Origin of the sequence: Terribacillus jepli (assembly GCF_047228925.1) — a bacterium.
GTDB lineage: Bacteria > Bacillota > Bacilli > Bacillales > Amphibacillaceae > Terribacillus.
Map to the genome: position 1 here is coordinate 16961 of NZ_JBFEGH010000010.1, position 24078 is coordinate 41038.

General features: G+C 45.0%; 26 protein-coding genes and 1 riboswitch. Of the genes, 13 read left to right on the top strand and 13 right to left on the bottom strand.

Translation table 11 applies throughout. The features are described from left to right. Window positions 1-7: 7 nt before the first annotated feature. Window positions 8-1039, top strand: a complete 1032-nt coding sequence (locus tag AB1K91_RS12010) for an agmatine deiminase family protein (protein WP_413090079.1) — start codon at window positions 8-10, stop codon at window positions 1037-1039. Window positions 1040-1044: 5 nt separating this feature from the next. Then, a complete protein-coding gene (gene aguB / locus AB1K91_RS12015; RefSeq protein ID WP_413090080.1) occupies window positions 1045-1920 on the top strand; it encodes an N-carbamoylputrescine amidase in 876 nt (291 codons plus the stop codon). Between the two features lie 84 nt (window positions 1921-2004). Here aguB and AB1K91_RS12020 read toward each other — a convergent pair whose 3' ends face one another. Continuing rightward, window positions 2005-3012, bottom strand: a complete 1008-nt coding sequence (locus tag AB1K91_RS12020) for a YeiH family protein (RefSeq protein ID WP_413090081.1) — start codon at window positions 3010-3012, stop codon at window positions 2005-2007. A gap of 105 nt (window positions 3013-3117) precedes the next feature. On the opposite strand from AB1K91_RS12020, the gene AB1K91_RS12025 reads away from it, so the two are divergent. Next, window positions 3118-3978, top strand: coding sequence for a LysR substrate-binding domain-containing protein (locus tag AB1K91_RS12025; protein ID WP_413090082.1), 861 nt, complete (start codon window positions 3118-3120; stop codon window positions 3976-3978). Between the two features lie 374 nt (window positions 3979-4352). On the opposite strand, the gene AB1K91_RS12030 is transcribed toward AB1K91_RS12025, so the two are convergent. Genes AB1K91_RS12030 through AB1K91_RS12045 form a run of 4 tightly spaced genes read right to left on the bottom strand, consistent with a single transcriptional unit; the run spans window position 4353 to window position 7703 of the window. Beyond that, window positions 4353-5252, bottom strand: coding sequence for an ABC transporter substrate-binding protein (locus tag AB1K91_RS12030; protein WP_413090083.1), 900 nt, complete (start codon window positions 5250-5252; stop codon window positions 4353-4355). Window positions 5253-5271: 19 nt separating this feature from the next. Continuing rightward, window positions 5272-6021, bottom strand: a complete 750-nt coding sequence (locus AB1K91_RS12035) for an ABC transporter permease (RefSeq protein WP_413090084.1) — start codon at window positions 6019-6021, stop codon at window positions 5272-5274. A gap of 13 nt (window positions 6022-6034) precedes the next feature. Then, the gene (locus tag AB1K91_RS12040) at window positions 6035-7006 is read right to left on the bottom strand and encodes an ABC transporter ATP-binding protein (RefSeq protein WP_413090085.1); all 972 of its coding nucleotides are present in this window, start codon (window positions 7004-7006) and stop codon (window positions 6035-6037) included. A gap of 13 nt (window positions 7007-7019) precedes the next feature. Then, a complete protein-coding gene (locus AB1K91_RS12045) occupies window positions 7020-7703 on the bottom strand; it encodes an ABC transporter permease (RefSeq protein ID WP_489686334.1) in 684 nt (227 codons plus the stop codon). Between the two features lie 333 nt (window positions 7704-8036). Between AB1K91_RS12045 and AB1K91_RS12050 the strand changes: the two genes are divergently transcribed. From AB1K91_RS12050 to AB1K91_RS20015, 5 genes are all read left to right on the top strand, one after another. Then, window positions 8037-9209: an iron-containing alcohol dehydrogenase gene (locus AB1K91_RS12050; protein WP_413090086.1), complete on the top strand. Its 1173-nt coding sequence runs from the start codon at window positions 8037-8039 to the stop codon at window positions 9207-9209. Between the two features lie 379 nt (window positions 9210-9588). Continuing rightward, on the top strand, window positions 9589-10608 hold the full coding sequence (locus AB1K91_RS12055) for a PTS sugar transporter subunit IIC (protein ID WP_413090087.1): 1020 nt from the start codon (window positions 9589-9591) through the stop codon (window positions 10606-10608). Between the two features lie 100 nt (window positions 10609-10708). Continuing rightward, on the top strand, window positions 10709-11656 hold the full coding sequence (locus tag AB1K91_RS12060) for a bile acid:sodium symporter family protein (RefSeq protein ID WP_413090088.1): 948 nt from the start codon (window positions 10709-10711) through the stop codon (window positions 11654-11656). Between the two features lie 108 nt (window positions 11657-11764). Then, window positions 11765-12508: a ZIP family metal transporter gene (locus AB1K91_RS12065; protein WP_413090089.1), complete on the top strand. Its 744-nt coding sequence runs from the start codon at window positions 11765-11767 to the stop codon at window positions 12506-12508. A 20-nt stretch (window positions 12509-12528) separates the two neighbouring features. Then, window positions 12529-12669 carry a hypothetical protein gene (locus AB1K91_RS20015; protein WP_489686335.1) on the top strand — a complete coding sequence of 47 codons (141 nt, stop codon included), beginning with the start codon at window positions 12529-12531 and terminating at the stop codon, window positions 12667-12669. Between the two features lie 34 nt (window positions 12670-12703). Here the strand turns inward: AB1K91_RS20015 and AB1K91_RS12070 are convergent, their stop codons facing one another. The 5 genes from AB1K91_RS12070 to AB1K91_RS12090 all read right to left on the bottom strand — a co-directional run bounded on the left by AB1K91_RS12070 (window position 12704) and on the right by AB1K91_RS12090 (window position 17341). Continuing rightward, window positions 12704-14032 carry an ABC transporter substrate-binding protein gene (locus tag AB1K91_RS12070; RefSeq protein ID WP_413090223.1) on the bottom strand — a complete coding sequence of 443 codons (1329 nt, stop codon included), beginning with the start codon at window positions 14030-14032 and terminating at the stop codon, window positions 12704-12706. 19 nt (window positions 14033-14051) lie between these two features. Next, a complete protein-coding gene (locus tag AB1K91_RS12075) occupies window positions 14052-14864 on the bottom strand; it encodes a carbohydrate ABC transporter permease (RefSeq protein ID WP_413090090.1) in 813 nt (270 codons plus the stop codon). Next, window positions 14861-15784 (bottom strand): carbohydrate ABC transporter permease, encoded by a 924-nt coding sequence (locus tag AB1K91_RS12080; protein ID WP_413090091.1) that lies wholly within the window; start codon window positions 15782-15784, stop codon window positions 14861-14863. The genes AB1K91_RS12075 and AB1K91_RS12080 overlap by 4 nt, the downstream gene beginning before the upstream one ends. Continuing rightward, window positions 15781-16905 carry an ABC transporter ATP-binding protein gene (locus tag AB1K91_RS12085; protein WP_413090092.1) on the bottom strand — a complete coding sequence of 375 codons (1125 nt, stop codon included), beginning with the start codon at window positions 16903-16905 and terminating at the stop codon, window positions 15781-15783. Before AB1K91_RS12085 ends, AB1K91_RS12080 begins: the two co-directional genes overlap by 4 nt. 184 nt (window positions 16906-17089) lie before the next feature. Next, the gene (locus AB1K91_RS12090) at window positions 17090-17341 is read right to left on the bottom strand and encodes a GlsB/YeaQ/YmgE family stress response membrane protein (RefSeq protein ID WP_093724785.1); all 252 of its coding nucleotides are present in this window, start codon (window positions 17339-17341) and stop codon (window positions 17090-17092) included. 260 nt (window positions 17342-17601) lie between these two features. Between AB1K91_RS12090 and AB1K91_RS12095 the strand changes: the two genes are divergently transcribed. Beyond that, complete coding sequence (locus tag AB1K91_RS12095; RefSeq protein WP_413090093.1) at window positions 17602-18414, top strand: glycerophosphodiester phosphodiesterase; 813 nt, start codon at window positions 17602-17604, stop codon at window positions 18412-18414. Between the two features lie 37 nt (window positions 18415-18451). On the opposite strand, the gene AB1K91_RS12100 is transcribed toward AB1K91_RS12095, so the two are convergent. Beyond that, complete coding sequence (locus AB1K91_RS12100; RefSeq protein ID WP_413090094.1) at window positions 18452-18592, bottom strand: hypothetical protein; 141 nt, start codon at window positions 18590-18592, stop codon at window positions 18452-18454. A gap of 196 nt (window positions 18593-18788) precedes the next feature. On the opposite strand from AB1K91_RS12100, the gene AB1K91_RS12105 reads away from it, so the two are divergent. From AB1K91_RS12105 to AB1K91_RS12120, 4 genes are all read left to right on the top strand, one after another. After that, window positions 18789-19115, top strand: coding sequence for a MerR family transcriptional regulator (locus AB1K91_RS12105; protein WP_038563668.1), 327 nt, complete (start codon window positions 18789-18791; stop codon window positions 19113-19115). A gap of 566 nt (window positions 19116-19681) precedes the next feature. Then, window positions 19682-19789, top strand: a riboswitch (SAM riboswitch). Window positions 19790-19881: 92 nt separating this feature from the next. Further along, window positions 19882-20691, top strand: coding sequence for a MetQ/NlpA family ABC transporter substrate-binding protein (locus AB1K91_RS12110; protein ID WP_413090095.1), 810 nt, complete (start codon window positions 19882-19884; stop codon window positions 20689-20691). Between the two features lie 12 nt (window positions 20692-20703). Beyond that, complete coding sequence (locus AB1K91_RS12115; RefSeq protein WP_413090096.1) at window positions 20704-21717, top strand: methionine ABC transporter ATP-binding protein; 1014 nt, start codon at window positions 20704-20706, stop codon at window positions 21715-21717. Continuing rightward, window positions 21714-22379 carry a methionine ABC transporter permease gene (locus AB1K91_RS12120; RefSeq protein ID WP_093724793.1) on the top strand — a complete coding sequence of 222 codons (666 nt, stop codon included), beginning with the start codon at window positions 21714-21716 and terminating at the stop codon, window positions 22377-22379. Before AB1K91_RS12115 ends, AB1K91_RS12120 begins: the two co-directional genes overlap by 4 nt. A gap of 41 nt (window positions 22380-22420) precedes the next feature. On the opposite strand, the gene AB1K91_RS12125 is transcribed toward AB1K91_RS12120, so the two are convergent. Both AB1K91_RS12125 and AB1K91_RS12130 read right to left on the bottom strand, forming a co-directional pair. Then, on the bottom strand, window positions 22421-23419 hold the full coding sequence (locus AB1K91_RS12125) for an inorganic phosphate transporter (protein ID WP_413090097.1): 999 nt from the start codon (window positions 23417-23419) through the stop codon (window positions 22421-22423). A 10-nt stretch (window positions 23420-23429) separates the two neighbouring features. Next, window positions 23430-24047, bottom strand: coding sequence for a DUF47 domain-containing protein (locus AB1K91_RS12130; protein WP_413090098.1), 618 nt, complete (start codon window positions 24045-24047; stop codon window positions 23430-23432). Window positions 24048-24078 lie beyond the last annotated feature (31 nt).

Genomic DNA, 24078 nt, shown 5'->3' on the forward strand with positions numbered 1-24078 from the left:
GATGAAAATGGAACAACATTTGACATATACAATGCCTCCGGAATGGGAGAAGCATGAGCGTACACTGATCAGCTGGCCGGTTAAGGATTCCATGGTTTATCCGGAGGACTGGGAAGCTGTTTGTAATGGCTATGCAGAACTGATCCTGGCTATAGCTGAATTCGAACCGGTTACTATATTGGTGAACAAAGAGGACCGTGATATAGCGGCAGCTTATGTGGGACAAGATGAGAATGTGGCATTGCTTGAAGTCTCCCATGACGATGCATGGCTGCGTGATAATGGACCGACATTCGTCCGCGATGAAGCGGGCCAACTTGCTGGTGTGAATTGGCGTTTTAATGCATGGGGAGAAAAATATTTTCCGTGGGATCTTGATGATGCTGTAGCCCCTGCAGTCTTGAGCCACCTGGGTATCAAGCAATTGGATGCCCCATTAGTGTTAGAAGGCGGATCCATTCATGTTGATGGGGAAGGGACGCTGATCACTACCGAGGAATGTCTGTTAAACCCGAACCGTAATCCGGATCTGTCTAAGGAAGACATCGAAGCTTATCTCCGTCAATATCTTGGCATTGAAAAAGTGATATGGCTAAAACGCGGAGTCGCTGGAGATGAAACGGACGGACACGTCGATAATATCGCTTGCTTCGCAGCACCTGGCAAGCTGTTGCTGCAGGTTACAGATGACCCTGAGGATGAAAATTTTGAGATCACACAGGAGAATCTGCGGATTCTTGATGAGTCGAAGGACGCCAAAGGCCGTCAAATCGAAGTGATTGCAGTCCAGCAGCCGCCGAAAATAACTTGGAATGACACGCGTTTGACGTTGAGCTACATCAATTTCTATTTCGTCAATGGCGGTCTTATCCTTCCTGTGTTCGGCAATACCGCAGCAGGAACAGATGAGCGGGCGATCAAGCTGCTGCAGGAGCAGTTCCCGGATCGTCGAATCCGTACGATTGATGGACTGGCTATCATCAAAGAGGGCGGAAATGTGCATTGTACGACACAGCAAATGCCCGCAATGAAGGAGTGAAGTAATTGAGGAAGGTAACAGTAGCAGCTACACAGATGGCTAGTTCTGGTGGGGTGGAAGAGAATATTGCTAATGCTGAAAAGCTCGTCCGCCAAGCAGCTGCCCAAGGAGCAAATATCATTTTACTCCAGGAATTATTTGAGACACCTTACTTTTGCCAAAAGGAAAAGCCTGCGTACTACGCGTATGCAACAGAGCTGGATCAGAACAAAGCAGTGCAGCATTTTAAACAAGTGGCAAAAGAGCTTGGCGTAGTGCTGCCGATCAGCTTTTATGAGAAAAAGAATAATGCGAACTATAATACAGTCGCTATGATAGATGCAGACGGATCCGTGCTTGGCATCTACCGGAAAACGCACATCCCTGATGGACCTGGCTATGAAGAGAAATACTATTTCTCTCCTGGCGACACAGGGTTCAAGGTGTGGAATACAAAATTCGGAAAGATCGGCGTAGGCATATGCTGGGATCAGTGGTTCCCGGAAGCAGCGCGCAGTATGGCGCTTCAAGGAGCTGAAATCCTGCTGTATCCAACAGCGATCGGTTCAGAGCCGGAGGATGCAAGCATTGATTCAAAGGATCATTGGCAAATGTGCATGCGAGGACATGCAGCATCCAATCTGATGCCTGTTTTGGCATCGAATCGGATTGGTGTGGAAACCGATGATGATTCCTCCATCACGTTCTACGGTTCTTCGTTCATTGCCGGACCGCAAGGCAATTTGCTGGCGGAAGCAGGACGTACAGAAGAAGAAATCCTGACAGCCACCTTCGATCTGGATGAACTCGCGATGCAGCGTGTGGAATGGGGGCTCTTCCGTGACCGCCGTCCGTCGATGTATCGGAATATCCTGAGCTCCGATGGTTCTACGACTGTGTGAAGCTTGAGACTTGTAAAATGCACCCTGCAGTGAACTCGTTAAGAGTTTGCCTGCAGGGTGCATTTGTATATGGATAGATCCTTTTTACAGCCCCATCACGTAAATCAAACAGTACCCAGTTCCTGCCAAGAAAATTGATCCCAGGAAGGCAGCATAGAAGACATGGAACCCCAATTTTTTGAAAACGGTCAGTTCCACATTCAATCCTAATCCCGCCATAGCCATTCCGAGAAGCAGATACGAGAATGTCACAAGATTCTCCACTATATTTACCGGTATGATTCCTGCTGTATTCACGGCACTCATGAAAAGAAAACCGAAGATGAACCAAGGTATAGGCAGCTTTTTAAAGGAGAAACTTTTCTTCTCTTCCTCCTTCCGGTCCAACCTTTGAGCAGTTATACCGATCAGAAGTGCAACTGGAACGAGAAGTGCTACCCTTGTCAGCTTAACGACAATAGCAATATCCTCGGATTCTGTACCTCCTGCGGAAGATGCAGCTATTGCATGAGCAATCTCATGCAGTGTACCGCCAGCAAAAATGCCATATTCATAAGGGCTTAGGGGTAAGAATGGAAATAAAAATGTATAAATCAGCGTGAACAGCGTACCAAGCACAGCGATAACAGCCACGCTTACTGCTGTAATACTTTCTTTTGCTTTGAGGAGCGGGGCTATTGCAACAATTGCTGCTGCTCCGCAAATTGCTGTTCCGCAAGCCGTCAATAAGCTTAGCGTTTTATCTACCTTACATAATCTTGACAATGCGTAAACAACGGCCAGTGCAATACTTAATAAGATCCCGGCAAACAAGAAAGTCCTCCATCCGGCATGATATATATCTGCCACATTCAGTCTTAACCCCAATAGGATGATCCCCACTCGTAAGAGTTTTTTACTGGAAAACTCGATTCCTATCCTATACTGTGGCTTAATCTTGCATGTATGACTCCATACGATGCCAATCAATATTGCAATAACCAGCTGCCCCACTATATCCAAATACGGCAATTTGGCCAGCAGTGCGGCTAGTATGGCAATAATGAGGGTGATGAATAGTCCTTTCGCGTAAGAATCTTGTCTTTGGCGCATGTGATCCCTCCTGTCATAAGTAAAGTATGGCACCTGGCTTTCTATTTGTGAAATTGATATATATAATCATACTTATTACAGTTATTAATAAGTGAGGTCTTGTCGATGCATATGGATGAGCTTGAAACGTTTCTAACTTTAGCACGGGAAAAGAATTTCACGAGGACAGCAGCGATAAGGGGGCTATCGCAGCCTACGGTGACAGTCCATATAAAGAATTTAGAAAATGAATTTTCTACCGCTCTCATCACACGGACGACCAAGCATGTACAGCTTACGACCGAGGGGGAACTTTTCTATGACCATGCATTACAGATGATGACTTTGTATAAGAACATCAAAGAGACATTATACGAACAGAAAAATCATGTTTCCGGTCTGCTCAGGATAGGCGCCAGCTATACAATAGGCGAGTACTTGCTGCCTAAGGTCCTTGCACATCTTCATGCAGTGTATGAACATTTGGAGTTCCAGCTGACCATCGGTAATTCAGATTCGGTAATAGAAGCAGTCCGGCGTTTTGAGGTGGATATTGGTTTGGTGGAGGGGGAGATTCATTCCAGGGAAGTGCTTCAGGAATCCTTCCAGGAGGATCAGCTTGTGATTGTATCTTCCTCTGCAAAGCCGATTCGGACAGTGGAGGAACTCAGCGAGCAGGTATGGATCATTCGCGAGGAAGGGTCAGGTACAAGACAAGCATTCGACCATTTTGTATCGGAAAAAGGCCTTCGGATCAAATCCAGATTTATTTTTTCTTCTACACAAGCAATCAAGAATGCAGTAAGCAGCGGAATGGGAATTGCTTTACTATCAGAAGCTGCAATTCAAGAAGAACTTCGTTATGGGACACTGCAGGTCGTTTCGATCAATGGATTTCAAGAAAAGAGATCTTTTTCATATGTCATTGCGAAAAAGAAACAGATTACAAAAAATATGGAATTATTTTTAGACGGTTTGCTATCATGATGATGGATTTGATTAGAGTATGCCTGCTGCATGGCTGCCGGGTAGTGTGTGCCAGTGGGGCCACGAGGTATGGTCCTTGTTTGTCCCATAGGTCATCTTTAACTGATTTTTTTTTTGTTTCATCTCAATCTGAAGTCCTTTTATGGCTGTGTCACCAAAAGCATTGCGGTGTACATAGTCCAACACCAATCCAATCATACATATCCGATGCTCCTTTAACGGTGAAATGGCCCAAAAAAGGGGAAGACAATGAACATACAGCCACATCCCAAGAAGTCGGCAATCTCCCTGCGGGGCATGAAACATAGATGAAAACCGGTGAATATATGAAAGCGTGATATACATACAAAAAACGGCCCTGTGAGGGCCATTTTTCAATCTTTGAGTAAATGATTTTCGTCCAGGAAGTCCTTGGCTACACGTTCCACACTCTTTTGCTCTATATCTACCTGGTAGTTCAATTCACGCAAGGAGTCTTCTGTCAGTGCATTTTGGAGAGGCTCCAATATTTCGGTTATTTCTGGATAATCGTCCAAAGTTTCTTGATTGATGGTGGCAGCATAATTGTAAGAAGGGAAAAACTGCTGATCATCTTCCAATATTTTCAAATCCATGGAATTAATCTGTGGATCAGTTACAAAGGCTTGGGTGACATCAATTTCATCATTTCCCAATGCTGTGTAATAAAGACCGATTTCCATTTCACGGATATTGGAATCAGGAACTTGGAATCCATAGTATTCCTCCAGGCCAGGCATGCCATCTCTGCGATTAGCGAATTCCGTTTCCATTCCGAAACGGAGATCATCTGGATTTTCTTTCACATAAGCTGCCAAATCACTTAACGACGCAATACCTAACTCATCTGCTTTATCACGTTCCATCACCAATGCGTAAGTATTGTTGGCGTCAGTCAAGTTAGTCCACGCAATGCCGTTCTTCTTATCCAATTCCTGAACCTTTTGCATTGCCTTATCTTTATCGGCGATCGGCTCTTGATCCAAATAGGTGACAAGTGCTGTACCAACATATTCCCATGACATATCAACTTGGCGGGTTTCGATTGCTTGACGCATGGCGGAGGAGCCTAAATTTTGTATTTCTTCAACATTATAACCGTTATCCTCCAATATGAAGGTCGTCATTTTGGCTATTACCAGCTGCTCAGTGAAAGTTTTTGCCCCGACAGTGATGCTCTTTCCGCCAGGGCCGCATGAGCTTAGTACGACCAGCAAAGCCGCTGATAAGGCGAATAGGGTTAATCGTTTTCTCATGGATCGACGTATCCTTTCTTTACGAATTTTTTGCTTTTCTGGCAAGTCGGAGTCCTTTTGGCACTAAGGCAAACTGCAGCCATTTGAAGAGATAGTCAATCACGATGGCAAGCAGCGTGACCGGAACGGCTCCAGACATCAAGAAAGCATTATCGAAGAGACGGATACCAGTGAAAATCCATACACCCAGACCGCCGGCACCGATTAGATAAGCAAGTGCAGCAGTTCCGATATTGATGACCAATGCTGTCCGCACTCCTGCGATAATCGAGGTGAGCGCATTCGGCAGCTCGATTTTCCAAAGGATTTGCGTATTTGTCAGTCCCATGCCTTTGGCTGCATCAATCATGTTGTCATCGACGGAATCAAGGCCAGCAATCGTATTTTGCAAGATAGGCAAAAGGGAATAGACGAATAAGGCAACGACTGCTGCGCTGATTCCAATACCCAAAAAACCCATGGCAAGTGCAAGCACAGCTAAGCTCGGAATCGTCTGCCCGAGATTCGCGATGCCTACGATCAGCCATTCCGATTTGCGGAACTTGGGCCGAGTAACGAAAATGCCTAGTGGTACTGCAAGCAGCACAGCAGCCGCTCCCGAAAGGAGTACTATCGTAATATGCTCACCGAGCAAGCGTAGGAAAGTATCCGGCTGTTCCCAGATTTTGCTGAACATATTATTGGCGATTGCCCAAACAAAGAAGGCTATGAGCAGCCCCCAGAAGATAAGCTTGATAATCAAGGCGATGGTTTTGTTTGTCCTATCCATGATTACCGCCTCCTCAGACGCTCTCCCTGATCTCACGGTGCAGGAACTGCTCGATCAAGTCCAAAGTAATACTTCCTTTGCGCAAACCATCGTCGTTCTCTACGATCAGCTGATCCGCTTCTTGGTTCAAGATCTTCGAGATAGCAACTCTTAAGGAAAGATTTTCGTTAATATTCTGAGAGTCCGTAGAGTCCAGGACAGGTTTCAATGTCAGCGCATCGGCAAGGTCTTTCACTGTATATAGACTCATGCTTTTCAGCACACGGTCCTGGCCGACGAACTCTGCAACAAAGCTGTTGGATGGTTTGTTCAGCATCGTGGCGGGTTCGGCATATTGCATCATCTTGCCGCCTTTGAGCAGGGCGATTTTATCTGCCATCTTGACTGCTTCGTCAATGTCATGGCTCACAAAGAGAATCGTTTTCTTAAGTTCTTTCTGAATTTGCAGGAATTCCTCCTGCAGGTGCGTACGGATGATCGGATCCAGTGCGCCGAATGGCTCATCCATCAGCATGACCGGCGGATCTGCTGCCAAGGCACGAGCTACGCCGACACGCTGCTGCTGGCCCCCGGAAAGCTCATGCGGATATCGTTTCCGGAATTCATCTGGATTCAGACCAACGAGTTCCATCAGCATATTGAAGCGATCACGCATTTTTTTTCTGTCCCAGCCGATCAGGTCAGGTACAATCATTGCATTGTCTTCGATATTCATATTGGGAAATAGTCCGTTGGATTGGATGACATACCCGATATTGCGTCGCATTTCTATTTTGTTGGAATGCCGCACGCTTTTGCCGTTGAGCATGATATCGCCATCTGTGATGCTCTCCAGCTGATTCACCATCCGGAGCAAGGTCGTTTTTCCGCAGCCGGAAGGACCGAGCATGATGACCAGTTCACCATCTTCGACTGTAAAATTCATATTTTCGATCGCTTTTACATTGCCGTTGTATACCTTTGTTACATCGTTGAAATGAATCATAATGTCACCCTTATTATTTTTTAACACCCTTGGGCGTAAATAGATTTTCGATTAAGCGCAGGAACAGATCAGCGATCAGTGCCAAAATTGCAACCGAGATAGCACCTGCCAATATCATAGTGTTATTGGTACGTAATATTCCTTGATAAATGATGCCTCCAAGACCGCCTGCACCAATTAGCGTGGCGATGGCGCCGACACCGATATTCAAAACAGTGGCAGTACGGATTCCGGCCATGATCAGCGGCATGGCATTTGGAAGTTCGACTTTGAAAAGACGCTGAAAAGTTGTCAGACCAATACCATTGGCAGCATCCCGTATATCGGGATCGACATTGCTGATCGCTGTGTACGTATTCCGGATGATTGGCAGCTGTGAATAAAGCACAAGTGCGATGACAGCCGGTAATGTACCGATTCCTTCGTTTATAAGTGAAAGAACTGGAATCATGATTCCAAATAAAGCGAGGCTTGGAATAGTCATCATGATAGAAGCAATTTGGAGGATGGTGGAGGCTGCGTATCTATTGACGGAGCAATAGATACCTAATGGGACGCCAATCACGATGGCAATGATGATTGCTGAACCGACAAGTTTGATATGATCCCATGTGTATCCAAGTATAAATGTAAAATTCGTGGTAAAATAATCAATCAAATCTGTAATGGGAGGGCACCTCCTGAATTTGTCACGCAAAAGTTCCTGTTAGACTTTTGCTACCTATTGTTATACCCAGATAAACCAACATCCTAACACGAAAAAGTAACCATTACAAAGATAGGATTAACTTATAACACTAAGTATGGTGGAGGAAACATGAGGAAAATTGTATTCACAGATGCAGAGCCCAAGAAATGAACGAATTTCCTTCTAGACAGAATCGGCTTAAAAGGTACTGATAAAAATTATGCCAAAAAGAAAATTTGGAATTTGGATGGAGACCTTGAATTATTTTATATGAATGAATATAATTCTCTTTCGAATTGAAAATGATCTGCATGTTTTAAGCAGGAAAGGAATTAACAGTTTATGAAAAATTTCACTTATCAAAATCCCACTAAATTGATCTTTGGAGAAGATCAGCTCAGTGCTCTGCCGGAAGAGCTGAAAGACTATGGAAAGAACGTCTTACTTGTCTATGGCGGCGGGAGTATTAAGAAAAGCGGGCTATACAATAAAGTATTGAGCATGTTGGGTGAGGCAGGAGCCAAGGTGTCTGAACTAGCGGGTGTAGAACCGAACCCTCGTTTGACAACAGTTAAAAAAGGAATTGAGATTTGCCGAAGGGATAGGATAGATTTCCTGCTTGCAGTTGGCGGAGGCAGCGTGATTGATTGTACGAAAGCAATTGCTGCCGGTGCCGAATATGCTGGTGACGTATGGGATATCATCAGTAAAAAAGTGATAGCAACTAAAGCACTTCCATTTGGTACTGTGTTGACACTTGCAGCTACTGGTTCTGAGATGAATCCGGATTCTGTAATTACAAATTGGGAAACAAACGAAAAGTATGTATGGGGAAGTACAGTTACACATCCGAAGTTTTCTATTTTAGATCCAGTAAATACATTTTCTGTCCCGCGCGACCAGACAGTATATGGAATGGTCGATATGATGAGTCATGTATTCGAACAATATTTCCATAATGTAAAAAATACAAAGCTTCAAGATCGCATGTGTCATTCTGTGCTGCAAACAGTTATCGAAACTGCGCCAAAACTGCTTGAAAACCTGGAAAGCTATGAGCATCGTGAAACAATCTTGTATTCTGGAACTATGGCATTAAATGGAACACTTCAAATGGGATACTTTGGAGATTGGGCTTCTCATACTATTGAGCACGCTGTTTCAGCTGTTTATGATATACCGCATGCAGGCGGTTTAGCAATTTTGTTTCCAAACTGGATGAGACATACAGCTGATCAGGACATAGAGCGTATGAAACGACTAATGACAAGTATGTTTAAAATAGATACGGAGGGAAAAAGTGATAAAGAAATCGTTTTTGAAGGAATCGATATGTTAAGTGCATTTTGGTCTAGTCTAGGCGCGCCTTCTCGATTGGCAGACTACAATATTGGATCAGAACGGTTGGAAGAGATTGCTGAAATTGCGGTTCGTGAAATGCAGCATGGCGGATTTGGGAACTATAAAAAACTTACAAAAGAAGACGTTCTTTCCATTTTACTGGCATCATTATAAAACGGTGGAAGAGAACGAGTGCTATTGCAGACATAGATACAAGTATAAGCACCTTCAAAGCTGTTTTCAGAAAGGGCATTTGGAGGTGTCTTTTTAAATGATGGGTTCTATAAATCATGGTTATAAGCAATGGATGCTCTTTCGTTAATATTTATTATTCAATTTCTGTTTCCCTGCTTAAATGGCTGAAAATTTAATAATATTACAAAAAATATATTTACTTCTCCCCAAAAATGGTGGTAGTATATCTAAATACTAATATGTACTCATTAAATAAGTACTAGTGTAGAAGGAGTCACGCCCTTATACAAACAAAGAGAGAATGCAAAACAAAATAGTCAGAATAAAACAACTATTTTGTGGAGAGGGAGCGAGAAGAATGAAAGAATATTTTATCGAGCGAATGTACAAAGCATCACAAGGAATGGCAAATGCAGTCCTCGTGACCCTCGGTATTGGTTTATTGATGGAGACCTTTGGTGAATTTTTGAACTGGCCTACAATGGTTGCTGTCGGTACAGTCGCAAAAGCATTATTAGCACCAGCTTTAGGAGCGGGCATCGCTGTTCAGTTGGGTGGAAATACATTGGTCGTTTTCAGTGCAATGATCAGTGCTACGGTAGGCGGCGCTGCAATGACTGTCGGCGATGACGGCTTATTGACATCGATGGTATCCGGGCAGCCGATCAGTGCTGTTCTTGCAGCGGTAGTCGCTACCTTTGTAGGAAAGCGGGTAGCAGGTAAAACACCACTCGATATGATGGCCATTCCGTTTGCGGCAGTATTTGTCGGGGGGATCGCTGGTGCGGGGCTTGCAGCAGTAACGACGCCGTTATTGACATGGATGAGCGGACAGATTGCCAACTCTGTAACTGGTTCTCCGCTGCTTGCATCAATCGTCATTTCGTTAGTATGGAGCATTCTGTTGATGACGCCAGCATCTTCTGCGGCATTAGCAATCGCACTGCAGCTGGATCCGGTATCCAGTGCTGCAGCATTGATCGGCTGTACTGCCCAATTTGTCGGATTCACGTTCATGAGTATCCGCCAAAACGATCTAGGTGGTTTCCTTGCACAGTTTGTCATTACACCGAAAGTACAATTTCCTAACTTGATCAAGAACCCTGCACTTGTCATCCCGCCATTTGTCGCTGCAGTCGTATGTGCGCCGATAGCGACAGTTTTACTCGGGTTTACGACCTCCTATGAATTGGCAGGATTGGGCTTGAATTCATTCATCGCACCACTTAATATTTTGGCAAGCCAAGGCATGGAGGCTTTCTTGATCTATTTGGCAACAGGCGTCATTCTGCCACTGATCATCTCCCTTGGACTTTATCATGTAATCAAATCAATTGGATGGGCAAAGGTCGGGGACCTGCGCATGGAAATCCAATAATCAGAGCCGCAGCTTCATAGCTGCGGTTTTTTCATGCAGATTTAAATACTATTGTTATACTGAAGGGAGATATAAGAAATAAGAAAGAAGGACAGTCTTCATGAATCATCTGAATCGTGTACTCGCGCGATATATGCCTTTTTTGACTCCGCTCAGCGTAGTGGCAGGTATTCTCTTCGCTGATTTTCTGCATCATGGAGAATCACTGGTTCCTTGGATATTTGCAATCATGACATTTGCCGGAAGCTTGTCTGCTAATTTCAGCAGCCTGCTGCATGCAGTAAAAAAACCTGGACCGATGCTGCTTGCCTTTGCTGTTCTCCATTTCATCATGCCTTTGTTTGCTTTTGGCCTCGGTCACCTTTTCTTTCCTGGAGATTTGTACACAATCACAGGCTTTGTGCTGTTGACAGCCATACCTACGGGCATCACCGCATTCGTTTGGGTTGCAATGGAGGATGGGGATATCGGTCTTACTTTATCGACCATCCTGGTTGGGACCTTGATTTCACCTATGTTAGTACCGCTGGTTTTGCATGTCCTTGTTGGCGGCGATGTGCAGCTTGAAGTACTACCGATGATGCAGGGCTTACTATGGATGATTGTCATTCCTTCCATCGCAGGCATGTTTGTCAATCAACTTGCTAGCAAGCGTTTCACAAGCACATTAAGTACAAATTTGGCCCCATTCTCAAAAATGGGCCTTATAGCTGTCGTGTCCATTAATGCCTCTGTAGTGGCCCCTCAACTAAAAGGCATGGATCTGACTGTCATGGGAATTGTGTTACTCGTTTTCTGTTTGTCTGCTGGCGGTTATTTGTTGAGCTGGATTCTCGGGAAGTTATTTCGTTATGGGAGGAAGGAAATTGTCAGCGTTACCTTCATAGGGGGGATGCGGAATATCAGTGCAGGCGTGGTGCTTGCCGTGAGCTTTTTTCCGCCCCCTGTTGCCATACCAGTCGTGATAGGAATGCTATTCCAGCAGTTGTTGGCCGCGGTTTTTTCCAAGCTTCTGAAGAAATATGAACATCAGCAAGCTGCTGCTTAAAAGAAAACCGTCTCTGCGGTTTTCTTTTTTTATATCTGGATGCTTTAGCCACGTTTACTATTTAAATTTTAAGGTAATGGCTCTACATATATAGAAAGGGAGATGCTTATGTGGGAAGCGATTCTTTGGGGAGCCGTTGCGGGTTCTGCTAGTTTGATTGGTGCTGCTTTACTTATGCTTGTCCCGGTGAAAAAACGAATCATCGGGTTTATCATGGCTCTGGGAACAGGAGCTCTGATTGGTTCCACCTCTTATGAACTATTGGAGGAAGCGTATGAAATAAGTGGTGGCTTGCAAGAAGAGGCGATCGGTTTTCTTGGAGGAGCTATTATTTTCACTATACTGGATATTGTCATTTCACGCAGCGGCGGGAAAAATCGTAAGCGGACTCGTTTGCATGAGACGCATAACAAAGAGGAGAAGGGTTCAGGATTGGCGATTTTTGCAGGAACCGTGATGGATGCCATTCCTGAATCGGCAATGATCGGTCTGAGCTTGGCAAGCGGGGGAGGTGCAAGTACAGCATTGATTGTTTCGATTTTCATCAGTAACTTTCCAGAAGGTCTCTCCAGCACTTCCGGTATGCAAAGCAGCGGTTATTCGCGAAAACGAATCTTTTTCATGTGGTTGGCCGTAATGCTAATATCAGCACTTAGCGCACTGGTTGGAGCCGTTTTGCTGCAGGATACTAGCGCCAGTACGAGAGCGATCCTTAATTCATTTGCAGGAGGAGCGATCATTGCAATGGTTGCATCCACGATGGCACCAGAGGCATACGAAGAGGGAGGACCAGTTGTAGGAATTGTGACAGCACTGGGGATGTTTGTAGCCTTTTCTCTGGCTCATGTTTAAGGAGTGTTTATGAGGGGGATATAAAAGCGAAAGAATGGAGGCGTTTCAATTTGAAAAATCTTGTTCGGAAAGCGATTAAGTATGGACCTATCGTCTATCCAATCGTTAAAAAGATAATCAATAAAAGGAAAGCCAAACGTTCCGGAAGGACTTCGTATTAAAAAACGTGAGAGCAAATGCTCTCACGTTTTTCCGTTATCTGCTTCGGCTGCCTTTTTCGAGTACGGTATCCACTTCAGCTGCAGCTTTATCCAGCGCAGCTTTCGGATCTTCGCCTTGGTATAGACTCTCCATGCCTGTTACGATCTGCTGACGTGCTTCAGGGAAGATGGAAATCAAAGCTCCTTGCGTGGCTGTGCTCGGAATCGTGTCATGAAGCTGGTCGACAGTCACTTTCAGTTGTGGATACTTCTCCCACTCTTTCTTGACGATATCTTCTTCATAAGCAGCTGGATTGATAGCGAAGTAACCAGATTCTACATGCCATTTAGCCTGCACTTCCGCTGTGGATAGATATTTCATGAAGTCCCAAGCAGCTTGCTGCTGATTTTCATCAATATCCTTTGCCATCCAGAGGGAAGCACCGCCAATTATGACACCTTGCGGATCGACATCGTCAGGGTGGGGCAGATATGCAACACCAACTTCGAAATCAGCATTATCAACAAGCCCTTTGACACCTGCAGAAGAATCAAGCATCATAGCCATCGTGCCGGTCTGGAAGGAGGCACGCATATCATCCCAGTTCTGACCACTATTATAGTATGTTCCGGCTTCATACATCTCGCTGATCAATTCAAAAACCTTCTGACCTTTTTCATCATTGAATGCAGCTTTCGTTGCGTTCCCTTCGCGTCCATTTTCATTATTGACGTACATACCGCCTTGCGTTGCAAGCAATTCCTCGAAGAACCACCCATAGTTTAAAATGGAAAGACCATATTGCGTTGTTTTATCGCCTTCTTTGACGGTCAATTTTTCAGCAGCTTCCTTCAATTCGCTGTATGTGCGAGGCGCTTTCTCCGGATCCAGGCCTGCTTCCTTGAACGCATCTTTATTGTAGACAAGGACAGGAGTGGAGGAGTTGAAAGGCATGGAATACTGCTCGCCATCGACTTGATAATAAGAAGAAATATTTTCTTCCCATTGGGAGGTATCATAGTTTTCTTCATCGATGAACTTCTGGACAGGCTGGATATTTCCGCTGTCGATCATTTGTTTCGTACCAGCTTCGAAAATCTGAGTGACCGCCGGAGCATCAGCTGTACCGGCAACAGTTTTCAACTTCGTCAGTGACTCCTCATAAGAGCCTTGGTAGACAGGTTTAACTGTATACTTCTCCTGTGAGCTATTGTATTCATCCACGATTTCATTGACACTTGCTTCCAATTCTCCGCCCATGGCATGCCAGAAGATGATTTCTGTCTTGCCATCCTCCGTCGTACCGCTTGCGGAATCAGTACCAGAACAAGCAGCGAGGAATAGTACAAATAAAACAGATAAACCAGCTAATAGTCTTTTCATCATACAACCTCTTTCGTTTTTATTTGATTGCACCTTGCGTCAGACCTTTTTGCAGTTTTTTCTGTCCGGCGAACAACAGCAGCAGAGTAGGAAGGATCACGATGACAACGCCAGCCATCACTATCCCCCAATCAGAGGCAATTTCCTGTGTCTGCAGCTGTTTAAGGCCGATTTGGACAGTTCTTGCTGATTCTGTATTTGTGACTAAGAGCGGCCAGAGATACATGTTCCAGTTTGTGAGAAAGCTGTAAATACCTAATGTGATCAAGCTGGACCTACTGACCGGCAGGATGACATTCCAGAAAAAACGGAACCTGGAGATTCCGGCAACTTGGGAAGCCTCATATAGTTCCTTTGGGATTGTCTTAAAATGCTGTCGCAATAGGAAGGTTCCGAATGCCAAAGCAAAGAAAGGAACCGTCAAACCGATATAGCTGTTGGTCCATCCAAGATTTTGTACGGTCATGAAATTCGGTACCATTGTCGCCTCCCATGGAATCATCATCGTAGAGATGAACAGGAAGAACAGAAAGTCCCGGCCTTTGAATTTCATGAAAACAAAAGCGAATGCTGCCAAGCTGCTTACGAGGAGCTGTCCAACCATGACAATGGCTGAAGTGACAAAACTGTTGATCAGGTAGGTGAGCAATGGTACCTTTTGGAACACTTCCGCGTAGTTATCCAGTGACAGGCTGCTAGGGAGCAGCTGACCGCCCAATACTTCCCCGCCTTCCATAAAGGAAATGCTGAAAGCGTAGAAAATCGGAAACATCATGACAGCTGCGCAGACGACAAGGACGGTATACAGACTGATGCGTTTTGCAAGGATCATTGATAGTGTACCTTCCTTTCGCCCAGTTTGAATTGCAGTATTGTCAGCAGCAGGACGCAGAAGAACAGGATGACTGCCTGCGCACTCGCTGCACCGACATCATTGTTGATGAATGCATCCTTATAGATTGAATAGACAACAACATTCGTTGATTCCACTGGTCCGCCCTTGGTTAGGATATCGATTTGCCCGAACGTCTGAAATGCATTGATGAGTGATACCGTCACAATGAAAAACAGCGTCGGTGATAGCATCGGCAGTGTAATCCGGCGGAGCTGATAAAAATAGCTTACACCAGCGACTTTTGCATTCTCATAGAGATGTGTGTCGATGTTCTGTAAACCGCCAAGTATGATCAGATAAGCGAATCCTGTATTCATCCAGATTGTCGATAAGGACACAGCCAGCAAAGCATAATCCGGGTCCTGGAGCCACTGGATCGCGGGAAATCCAAGCAACTCGGCAACCCTGCTGAATACACCGATGGACGGATTGTACATGAACATCCAAATGACGCTGGATGCTGCAACGCTCATTCCCATCGTCGAGGAAAAAAGTGTCCGGAAGATGCCGATGCCTCTCACCTTTTCATTGGTTAGCAATGCCAGGAACAGCGCCAGCAGAACTCCGGCAGGTACGGTGTACAGGACGAAAAGGATGGTTGCTTTGACGCTGCTTTTGAAACTGTCGGAGCCAAGGATATACTGATAATTCTCTAGACCGACAAATTCAAATGGGCCCATCTGGTCTGCCAGGAAGAAACTCAAATACATGCTTCGGAACATCGGGTAGAAAACGAATACACCGAAAAGGATGATGGATGGGAGCAGATAAAGCCAGCCTTCCAGGAAGGCGAAAGGGCTCCGTTTGGGACGACTTTCATGAGAAGGAACAGGCTGCAAGTCCCGTGCTTCGTTCATCTGAGCACCTCTCGTGCGGCTTGCTTCGGCTGACCATCATTAGCTGCCCAAAGAATCCGGCCATTGTCCTTGGAAAATAGATGGATAGCGTCCAAGTCAAAGCGGATAGGAATCCGGTCTCCGACTGAAAACTGCCATTGTCCATTCCATCTGGCGATCCATTGTTCCTTGGTGTTATCCAGCGTGAATGTTATGAGTGTTTCTGTGCCGAGTATCTCGGTATTGACGATCTCCGCTACAGCATCTGCTTGTTCCGGGGCAGAAAACAGAATGTTCTCCGGCCGTATTCCAATTTGGACAGGTTTGTTCGCGGTCTTTAGATTGCCTTTCATTGGATTCGACAAGATGCAGTGCGGAGATAGCTTGATCCCATTTGGTGACACATCTGCATTCATTACGTTCATGGCAGGCGAGCCGATGAATGTCGCAACGAATGTATTGGCAGGATGATTGTAGATATCGAGCGGTTTGCCGATTTGCATCGATTGCCCATCGTGGAGGATCATCATCCGGTCTGCCATCGTCATCGCTTCTGTCTGATCATGTGTGACATAAATCATCGTGATTCCCAATTTACGTTGTATCTGTCTGATTTCCGAGCGCATCCGGGTGCGTAATTTTGCATCGAGGTTGGATAAAGGCTCGTCCATCAGACAAAGAGGGGCTTGGGTCACAATGGCCCTTGCCAATGCGACCCGCTGTCGCTGTCCACCGGATAATTCCCGCGGTTTCCGTTTTAAATAATCCGACAAGCCGAGCATATCAGCCGCTTCCAGACAGCGACGTTTTTGTTCTTCACGTGAAATCTTCTTTGTATGTAAGCCGAAAGTGATATTTTGTTCCACATTCAAGTGGGGGTAGAGCGCATAATTCTGGAAAACCATCGATAAATCCCGTTTATTCGGGGGTGCATCATTCATCCGCTTGCCATTTACGAATAAGTCTCCGCCGGTAATCTGTTCCAAGCCGGCTATCATTCGTAAGATCGTGCTCTTCCCGCAGCCCGAAGGACCGACAAGGACGAAGAATTCTCCTTGCTGCAGCTGCAAATCGACTTGATTGATTACATTTTTTTTGCCATCGTATGACTTCTTCAATCCCGCCAGCTCTACATGTGTCATAATCTGCTCCTTTCTGGAAATTCCCCTATACTATAACGAGTGAAAATTGAGCTATTGTGAAGCAGGCATAAAAAAGCGTTTACACTAAGGCAGGAATCGAGCCTTGTTTTTACAAAGCTCATACAATCCCGTAATGAAAAAAGGACTTGCAGGTCATATGACCTGCAAGTCCTTTTATGCTCTGTTACTTTTTGCGCAGCCCGCGTAAGATGATGCTCAATACGAATACGACGATAATGGCACCGATCAAGGCAGGGATAATTGCCATACCAGCTATATCAGGACCAAGATCGTTGAAGATCAGTCCGCCCAGCCATGAGCCGACAATCCCGGCAATGATATTTCCGATGATGCCTCCCGGAACGTCACGTCCAAGGATCAAACCAGCGAGCCAGCCGATGATGCCGCCGACGATAAGATATAAGATGAAACTCATGATAACTACCTCCAAAAAAGTGATGTATTATTGTGTTTTGTAGTAGTAGCATTCCCGAACAATGCAGACTGCAAACATCGTCTGTATGTTTACACGTTCTTAAGATTAGTTGCATCATTCTACACAGCAGCTCAACATCCACTTAATAAAAAGTCTTTATATTGAAACTACAAGAAAATAAATGATGATCACTGTCCAAAGTTCGAAGATTACAATCGTACAAAGATTACAATCCAGATAACCCCAGGGAGATGATCCGAATGACGAATCAGTTTAGTCCATCGTACGAGTCCATAACTACTAAATCGCTTGATAGTCAGTCTGTCCACAGAAGTATCATGCCAGTTATCGCTCATCGCGGTGCTTCCGGATTCGCGCCGGAGAATACAATTGCTGCTTTCGATTTGGCTGTGGAGATGAACGCAGACTTTATCGAGTTGGATGTACAGATGACAAAGGATGGCCATCTTGTCGTGATACATGATACGTCCGTCAATCGTACGGCAGCCAATGCTCCAAAAGAGACCGTATATGTGAAGGACCTTGCCTTTGCTTCTTTGCAGGACTATGATGTTGGCGGTGGATATGATTCCGTATATGAGGGACAGCGTATCCCTCTCCTGGAGGATGTAATAAAACGGTATAAGGGAAAGACAAAGTTCCTCATCGAACTGAAATCGCCGGAACTTTATGACGGAGTGGAGGAAGCTTGCGCGGAATTACTGGAGCGGTATGAACTGGCTAATGTGCTGCATGAAGAAGTTATCCTGCAATCATTCAATTTCGGATCGGTCGCTTATCTTTCGCAGCTTCTGCCGCACGTGCCGCTTGGTGTGCTGACATCAAGAAGTGCAGATCTTACTAATCGTAAGCTTGATAAAATTGCTGCTTATGCAGATTATGTAAATACCCATTTCACTAATGTGACACTTGATGACACCTTGGTCGGCAGGATCCATTCACGCGCAATGCGTATCATGCCATGGACAGTCCGGGCGCCGGGAGAAGTTCAGCCGCTTATCCGTGCAGGTGTCGATGGTATCATCACGGATTATCCGAATTATGTGAGATGAGGAAAGGAGACCTTTATTTCAGGTCTCCTTTTGCGTGTCATCTATTCTGAACGAGTCGAAGTAGTTCGAATGCTCTATCTCCAGCAAGTGCTGCAAGATTCTCCCAGCACTCATCGCGCTTCAAGTCGAGTTCAACAATCTGTTGGGCTAAATCAAGGGCTTCCTGATCATATGCCACGTGCATGACGCTCCTTTCTGGTCTCTTATTTCACTGTTACGCTCAGTATACATATATCCAAATTACGATGCATCAAACGTGTAAGCGATGCTGACGAACTTTTTTATTGTTTGTTAGGTTTCCTAACATAACGCTGGGATGCTGGGATAATTTCGGTATAATATAAAGTAACAGCACATGGTGATGAGGTGAACAGATGAGTAATGAGCCTTCTTATAAGAACAGGAAAGTGATCACAATCGGCATTGTGAGCGAGCTGACTGGTCTGACCGAACGTAAAATTCGTTATTACGAGGAACGCAAGCTCATTTTTCCGGAACGTTCAGCGAAGGGGAATCGCAAGTACTCTTTTTCAGATGTAGAGCAATTGATCGAAATCGCCAACAAAAGGGAAGAGGGTGTGCAAACCTTCGAAATTCGCCAGCAGATGCTGAGGGACAAAAGGAAGGAAGCGGAACGAGAGAGCCGCCAGCAAATGCTGCGAGGTCAAATCAATGCCCGCTTTGGTATACAAAGAGAATAGATATGGTGTACTTATGTGTTGGGAGGCCTTGTACACAGTGGGCCGGATGTCTGTCATCCGGCTTTTTAACATTGCTTGGGAAGTTCAATACATGATTTCACTGCGTTTTGTGATTCCGCGACTGGTTCTCGATAATCTTTACCGAGGATGAATGGAAAGTGCTGCTGATCTTTGTTCATCTTTTCCGGGCTATTCGTTGTTAGGTGATGAAATGGACTGTCAATCCTTTTTGATCGCAAGTCTTTCACAAACAATCTCAATATATGATAATGGCCGTCCTATCCAGGGGGGGAGTTCGTCATTCAACTCAAGATTGACATGGAAAAGGAGCAGAATCCTGTCGTCTGCTGCAGCTTGATCAATCGTTTGTTTTAATCCAATGTAATCATGTTAACGTGAACCATACTGTCTGTGTAGCCAAACAAAATAGCTGCATTTATACGGTTCTCCCCCATCTTGCCTATAAGGCAACGAAACAATTTTTCTATAATTTTTGAAATTATATTGACAATGTTAAGATTGGAAGGTAAAGTAACAAACAGATCAACAACAAAAGTATAATGAAATTCTTATCAAGAGCGGCGGAGGAACAGGTCCTATGAAGCCCGGCAACCAGATCAGTGATCAGGTGCTAATTCCTGCAGACGGCGACTAGCCGTACTGAGAGATAAGAGAATTAGTGCATACATATACATGCGCCTCTCTTAATCCAGAGAGGCGCTTTTTTATTGTAGTTGATAACAGCGAAGAAAAAGGGGAGAGCAACATGAAAAAAATCTTAAGCTTTGGACTTATCGGATTATTAGCATTATTCTTAGCGGCATGCGGCAATGATAAATCTGCTGCCCTGGCAGATGACAAAATATTGGTCGGCGTCAGCGGCGGCCCGCATGAGCAAGTGATGGAAAAAGTACAAGAACTCGCTGCAGATGAAGGCATCGATGTCGAAATAAAGACTTTTAATGATTACAATACACCAAACAGTGCATTGGATGACGGAAGTCTGGATGCAAATAGCTATCAGACACTTCCTTTCCTGGAGGATCAAGTGAAGAATCAAGGTTATGAATTGGAAGAAGTATTCAAAACGCTTACGTTCCCGATGGGTATTTATACAGATAAGATATCTGATGTTTCCGAATTGAAAGAGGGCGACAAAATCGCTGTACCGAATGATCCTGCCAACGAATACCGTGCATTGAAACTCTTTGAGACAGCAGGAATATTGAAGGTGGATCCTGAGGCTGAGAACTCTGCAACGGCCAAAGATGTCGTAGAGAATCCGTTGAATCTGGAAATCGTTGAATTGGATGCATCCCAGCTTCCAGCCCAGCTTCCGGAAGTAGCAGCAGCGGCAATCAACACAAACTTTGCGATGGGTGCTGACTTGAATATCAATGATGATGCTATCTTTGCAGAGGAATCAGAAAACAACCCGTGGTCCAACTACTTCGTTGTCAGATCAGCGAACAAGGACGATGAAATCGTGAAAAAGCTTCAAGAAATCTACCAGTCTGATGAAGTAAAACAGTTTGTGGAAGATGAATTCAAAGGATCCGTCGTTCCAAGCTGGTAAGGGGGAATCACTATGATTGAACTAAAAAATGTATCGAAAACCTTTACCACCGGCAAGAAAAAGGTGGAGGCGTTGAAAGACGTCTCCTTGAAAATCAATAAAGGTGAAATCTATGGCGTGATCGGATTCAGCGGAGCAGGGAAAAGTACCCTGATCCGCTGTGCCAATTTACTGGAGCGTCCGACTGAAGGGGAAGTATTCATCGACGGTGTAGATCTAACCAAACTAAAGAAATCGCAGCTTCGTAAGGCTAGAGGGAAGATCGGCATGATATTTCAGCATTTTAATCTGCTGACGACAGCAACAGTATACGAGAATGTTGCCAGACCACTGAAGCTGAGTAAAGTGCCGAAGCACGAAATCAAGGAACGTGTTGATAAATATCTGAAAATCGTTGGCCTGGAAGAAAAGAAGCATGTCTATCCAGCCCAATTATCTGGTGGTCAGAAGCAGCGGGTTGCTATTGCCAGAGCACTGGCTCAAGAACCGGAAGTGCTGTTAAGTGACGAAGCTACAAGTGCACTGGATCCGAATACGACATCTTCCATTCTTGATTTGCTCCTCCGAGTGAACAAGGAGCTTGGCATAACCATCTTCCTGATCACACATGAACTGGACGTCATCCAGCGAATATGCGATCGTGTCGGTGTTATGCACCACGGAGAGCTGGTGGAAGAAGGATCTGTTATCGATGTCTTCACCAAACCGGAACATCCGCAGACACGTAAATTTGTCTTTGATGATGCGAACTTCCAAGTCCCGGATAGCGTGAAGAAAGGACTCTCGGCTACAGGACGTCTCGTTTCCCTGACGTTTATCGGAGAAGCTTCGAATGAGCCATTCCTTGCAGCGATCACAAAGAAATTCGATGTCGTTCCAAGTATACTGGCAGGCGGAATCGATCAGCTGAAAGCAAGCTCTGTCGGTAAGTTGCTTATCCACTTGCAAGGAGATGCAGCTGAAGTGGAGAAGGCGATCTCGTACTTGGAAGCTCAGCATGTAACGGTTGAGGAGGTGGCGTCATGATTGCTGAGTTCTGGACAGAATGGGGTACGGACATCACCGAGGCGTTTTGGCAGACACTGCTGATGACGGGTATTTCATTGGCTATTTCAATCTTGATCGGGTTACCATTGGGAATTTTGCTGGTCATGACGAGAAAAGGCGGTCAGGCAGAGAATCGCGTATTTTATTCGATTGTGAATACAATCATCAACATCATCCGATCGATCCCTTTCATCATCCTTTTATTCCTGCTTCTGCCTCTGACGCGGGCATTGATCGGAACTACAATAGGTGTGGAAGGTGTCATCCTTCCGCTCGTTGTCTATACAGCGCCATATATTGCACGATTGATGGAATCGGCATTGTTGGAAGTGAATAAAGGTGTCATTGAGGCATACGAGTCGATGGGGATATCGACAAGTAAAATAATCTGGAGTGTCATCCTCAGGGAAGCACGTTCCACGATGATCTTAGGCTTAACGATTGCAACAATTGGTTTGATCGGTGCCACGGCAATGGCAGGTCTGGTAGGTGCTGGTGGTCTAGGGGATTTGGCATATCAATATGGTCATTTGCGTTTCGAGCCTGTGGTCATGTATGTCGTCATCATCATCCTGATCATACTTGTACAAGCTATGCAGACGCTTGGGAATGTCTTGGCAAGACGTTTGCGAAAAGATTAAAAAAAACACGCTTGGTTATCCAAGCGTGTTTTTGTGTCTTATCAGAAGAAAATGTTCAAGATGAAATACATCAGACCACCTAAGCAAGCTGTGATTGGCAACGTGATGAACCATGTGATGACCATGCGTTTCGCTGTTCCCCAGTTGACACCTTTGCGGCGATGAGCTGCACCAACCCCCATGATGGAAGAGGAGATAACGTGTGTCGTACTTACCGGCAAGTGAATATATGTGGCGCCGAAAATGATGAACGCACCAGTCAAATCGGCAGCAACACCATTCACCGGACGGATTTTCATGATTTTTCCACCGACGGTTTTGATTATTTTCCATCCTCCGATGGAAGTACCAAGTCCCATTGCAGTCGCACAGGCAGCCTGTACCCAGAATGGAATATCAGATGTTGAATGCAAGCCTGCTGTAATCAATGCCATCGTGATGATCCCCATTGCTTTTTGGGCATCATTCGTACCATGGGTAAAGGATTGCAGTGCTGCAGTCAGGATCTGCACACGACGGAAATTCTTGTTCGTCTTCGGTAAGTTCTTTTCCCGGAAAATCAGCTTGATGATGTTATAAAGAATGAAACCTACAACAAAAGCCAAAATCGGGGAAATGATCAATGCTTCCAATATTTTTAGGAAACCGTCCACATTCAGGATGGCAAAGCCACTGGACGCAATGACTGCACCTGCAAGAGAACCGATGATTGCATGGGAGGAACTACTCGGAATGCCGTAGTACCACGTAATCAAATTCCATGCAATCCCTGCGATCAAAGCAGCCAAAATAACGACGGAACCGTTTACGATGTCGTTTGGATTGGCGATATCACTTGTGATTGTTTTCGCTACTCCAGTAAAAGTCATGGCACCAACAAAGTTCATGACTGCCGCCATAATGATGGCATGACGTGGTTTCAAGGCTTTGGTCGAAACAGAGGTAGCTATGGCATTGGCTGTATCATGGAATCCGTTTATGAAGTCGAATGCCAGGGCGAAGATGACGGTTAGAATGGTTAATACTAATAAAACGTCCATTGTTTATGCCTCACGCATTCTTCATGATGATTGTTTCAAGATTATTTGCTACAGATTGACAGCTGTCGGCGATTTCTTCCAGGATATAGTACAGTTCTTTGTACTGAATGACCTTGATAGGATCCTTTTCGTTCTGGAAGAGCTGTTTCAAGGATTTACGGAAAATCGTGTCACAGTTTTGCTCGTGCTCCTTGATTTTGATTGCATGTTCCTGGATTTCCTTAAGTTTATTGTGAGATAGCAGATCGATTGTACGCATGATTTCCTTTGCACAAGAGCGGATTTCTTCGGTAAATTGATCGATGAAGCTATCGGAAGAATAGATGCCGTATGTGTCCATCATTCCAGAGAATTCTTCTATTCCATCGAGTACATCATCCAGGCTGTTCGTCAGCTGAAGGATGTCTTCGCGTTCGATAGGTGTAATGAAGGCATGGTTCAATTCCTTGATGATCGTATGTACAAGCTGATCACCTTTTGTCTCGAATTCCTTCAATTTATTGGAGAACTCGGATAAAGTCGCTGCATCTTTAACTTTATACGTTACGAAAAACTCAGCAGTCTCATCAATATTCTTTGCTATATCGGCCAAAAGCAAAGAGAATTTGTCTTGTTTCTTCTTGAACATTACAAAACCTCCGAATGGTGTGTGAATAAGG

What these genes read in the sequence shown, in the direction of transcription:
- AB1K91_RS12010 (WP_413090079.1), top strand. Translation starts at nt 8, where the DNA reads ATGGAACAACATTTGACATATACAATGCCTCCGGAATGGGAGAAGCAT.
- AB1K91_RS12020 (WP_413090081.1), bottom strand. Translation starts at nt 3,012, where the DNA reads ATGCGCCAAAGACAAGATTCTTACGCGAAAGGACTATTCATCACCCTC.
- AB1K91_RS12025 (WP_413090082.1), top strand. Translation starts at nt 3,118, where the DNA reads ATGCATATGGATGAGCTTGAAACGTTTCTAACTTTAGCACGGGAAAAG.
- AB1K91_RS12030 (WP_413090083.1), bottom strand. Translation starts at nt 5,252, where the DNA reads ATGAGAAAACGATTAACCCTATTCGCCTTATCAGCGGCTTTGCTGGTC.
- AB1K91_RS12035 (WP_413090084.1), bottom strand. Translation starts at nt 6,021, where the DNA reads ATGGATAGGACAAACAAAACCATCGCCTTGATTATCAAGCTTATCTTC.
- AB1K91_RS12040 (WP_413090085.1), bottom strand. Translation starts at nt 7,006, where the DNA reads ATGATTCATTTCAACGATGTAACAAAGGTATACAACGGCAATGTAAAA.
- AB1K91_RS12050 (WP_413090086.1), top strand. Translation starts at nt 8,037, where the DNA reads ATGAAAAATTTCACTTATCAAAATCCCACTAAATTGATCTTTGGAGAA.
- AB1K91_RS12055 (WP_413090087.1), top strand. Translation starts at nt 9,589, where the DNA reads ATGAAAGAATATTTTATCGAGCGAATGTACAAAGCATCACAAGGAATG.
- AB1K91_RS12060 (WP_413090088.1), top strand. Translation starts at nt 10,709, where the DNA reads ATGAATCATCTGAATCGTGTACTCGCGCGATATATGCCTTTTTTGACT.
- AB1K91_RS12065 (WP_413090089.1), top strand. Translation starts at nt 11,765, where the DNA reads ATGTGGGAAGCGATTCTTTGGGGAGCCGTTGCGGGTTCTGCTAGTTTG.
- AB1K91_RS12070 (WP_413090223.1), bottom strand. Translation starts at nt 14,032, where the DNA reads ATGAAAAGACTATTAGCTGGTTTATCTGTTTTATTTGTACTATTCCTC.
- AB1K91_RS12075 (WP_413090090.1), bottom strand. Translation starts at nt 14,864, where the DNA reads ATGATCCTTGCAAAACGCATCAGTCTGTATACCGTCCTTGTCGTCTGC.
- AB1K91_RS12080 (WP_413090091.1), bottom strand. Translation starts at nt 15,784, where the DNA reads ATGAACGAAGCACGGGACTTGCAGCCTGTTCCTTCTCATGAAAGTCGT.
- AB1K91_RS12085 (WP_413090092.1), bottom strand. Translation starts at nt 16,905, where the DNA reads ATGACACATGTAGAGCTGGCGGGATTGAAGAAGTCATACGATGGCAAA.
- AB1K91_RS12090 (WP_093724785.1), bottom strand. Translation starts at nt 17,341, where the DNA reads ATGAGTTTCATCTTATATCTTATCGTCGGCGGCATCATCGGCTGGCTC.
- AB1K91_RS12095 (WP_413090093.1), top strand. Translation starts at nt 17,602, where the DNA reads ATGACGAATCAGTTTAGTCCATCGTACGAGTCCATAACTACTAAATCG.
- AB1K91_RS12105 (WP_038563668.1), top strand. Translation starts at nt 18,789, where the DNA reads ATGAGTAATGAGCCTTCTTATAAGAACAGGAAAGTGATCACAATCGGC.
- AB1K91_RS12110 (WP_413090095.1), top strand. Translation starts at nt 19,882, where the DNA reads ATGAAAAAAATCTTAAGCTTTGGACTTATCGGATTATTAGCATTATTC.
- AB1K91_RS12115 (WP_413090096.1), top strand. Translation starts at nt 20,704, where the DNA reads ATGATTGAACTAAAAAATGTATCGAAAACCTTTACCACCGGCAAGAAA.
- AB1K91_RS12120 (WP_093724793.1), top strand. Translation starts at nt 21,714, where the DNA reads ATGATTGCTGAGTTCTGGACAGAATGGGGTACGGACATCACCGAGGCG.
- AB1K91_RS12125 (WP_413090097.1), bottom strand. Translation starts at nt 23,419, where the DNA reads ATGGACGTTTTATTAGTATTAACCATTCTAACCGTCATCTTCGCCCTG.
- AB1K91_RS12130 (WP_413090098.1), bottom strand. Translation starts at nt 24,047, where the DNA reads ATGTTCAAGAAGAAACAAGACAAATTCTCTTTGCTTTTGGCCGATATA.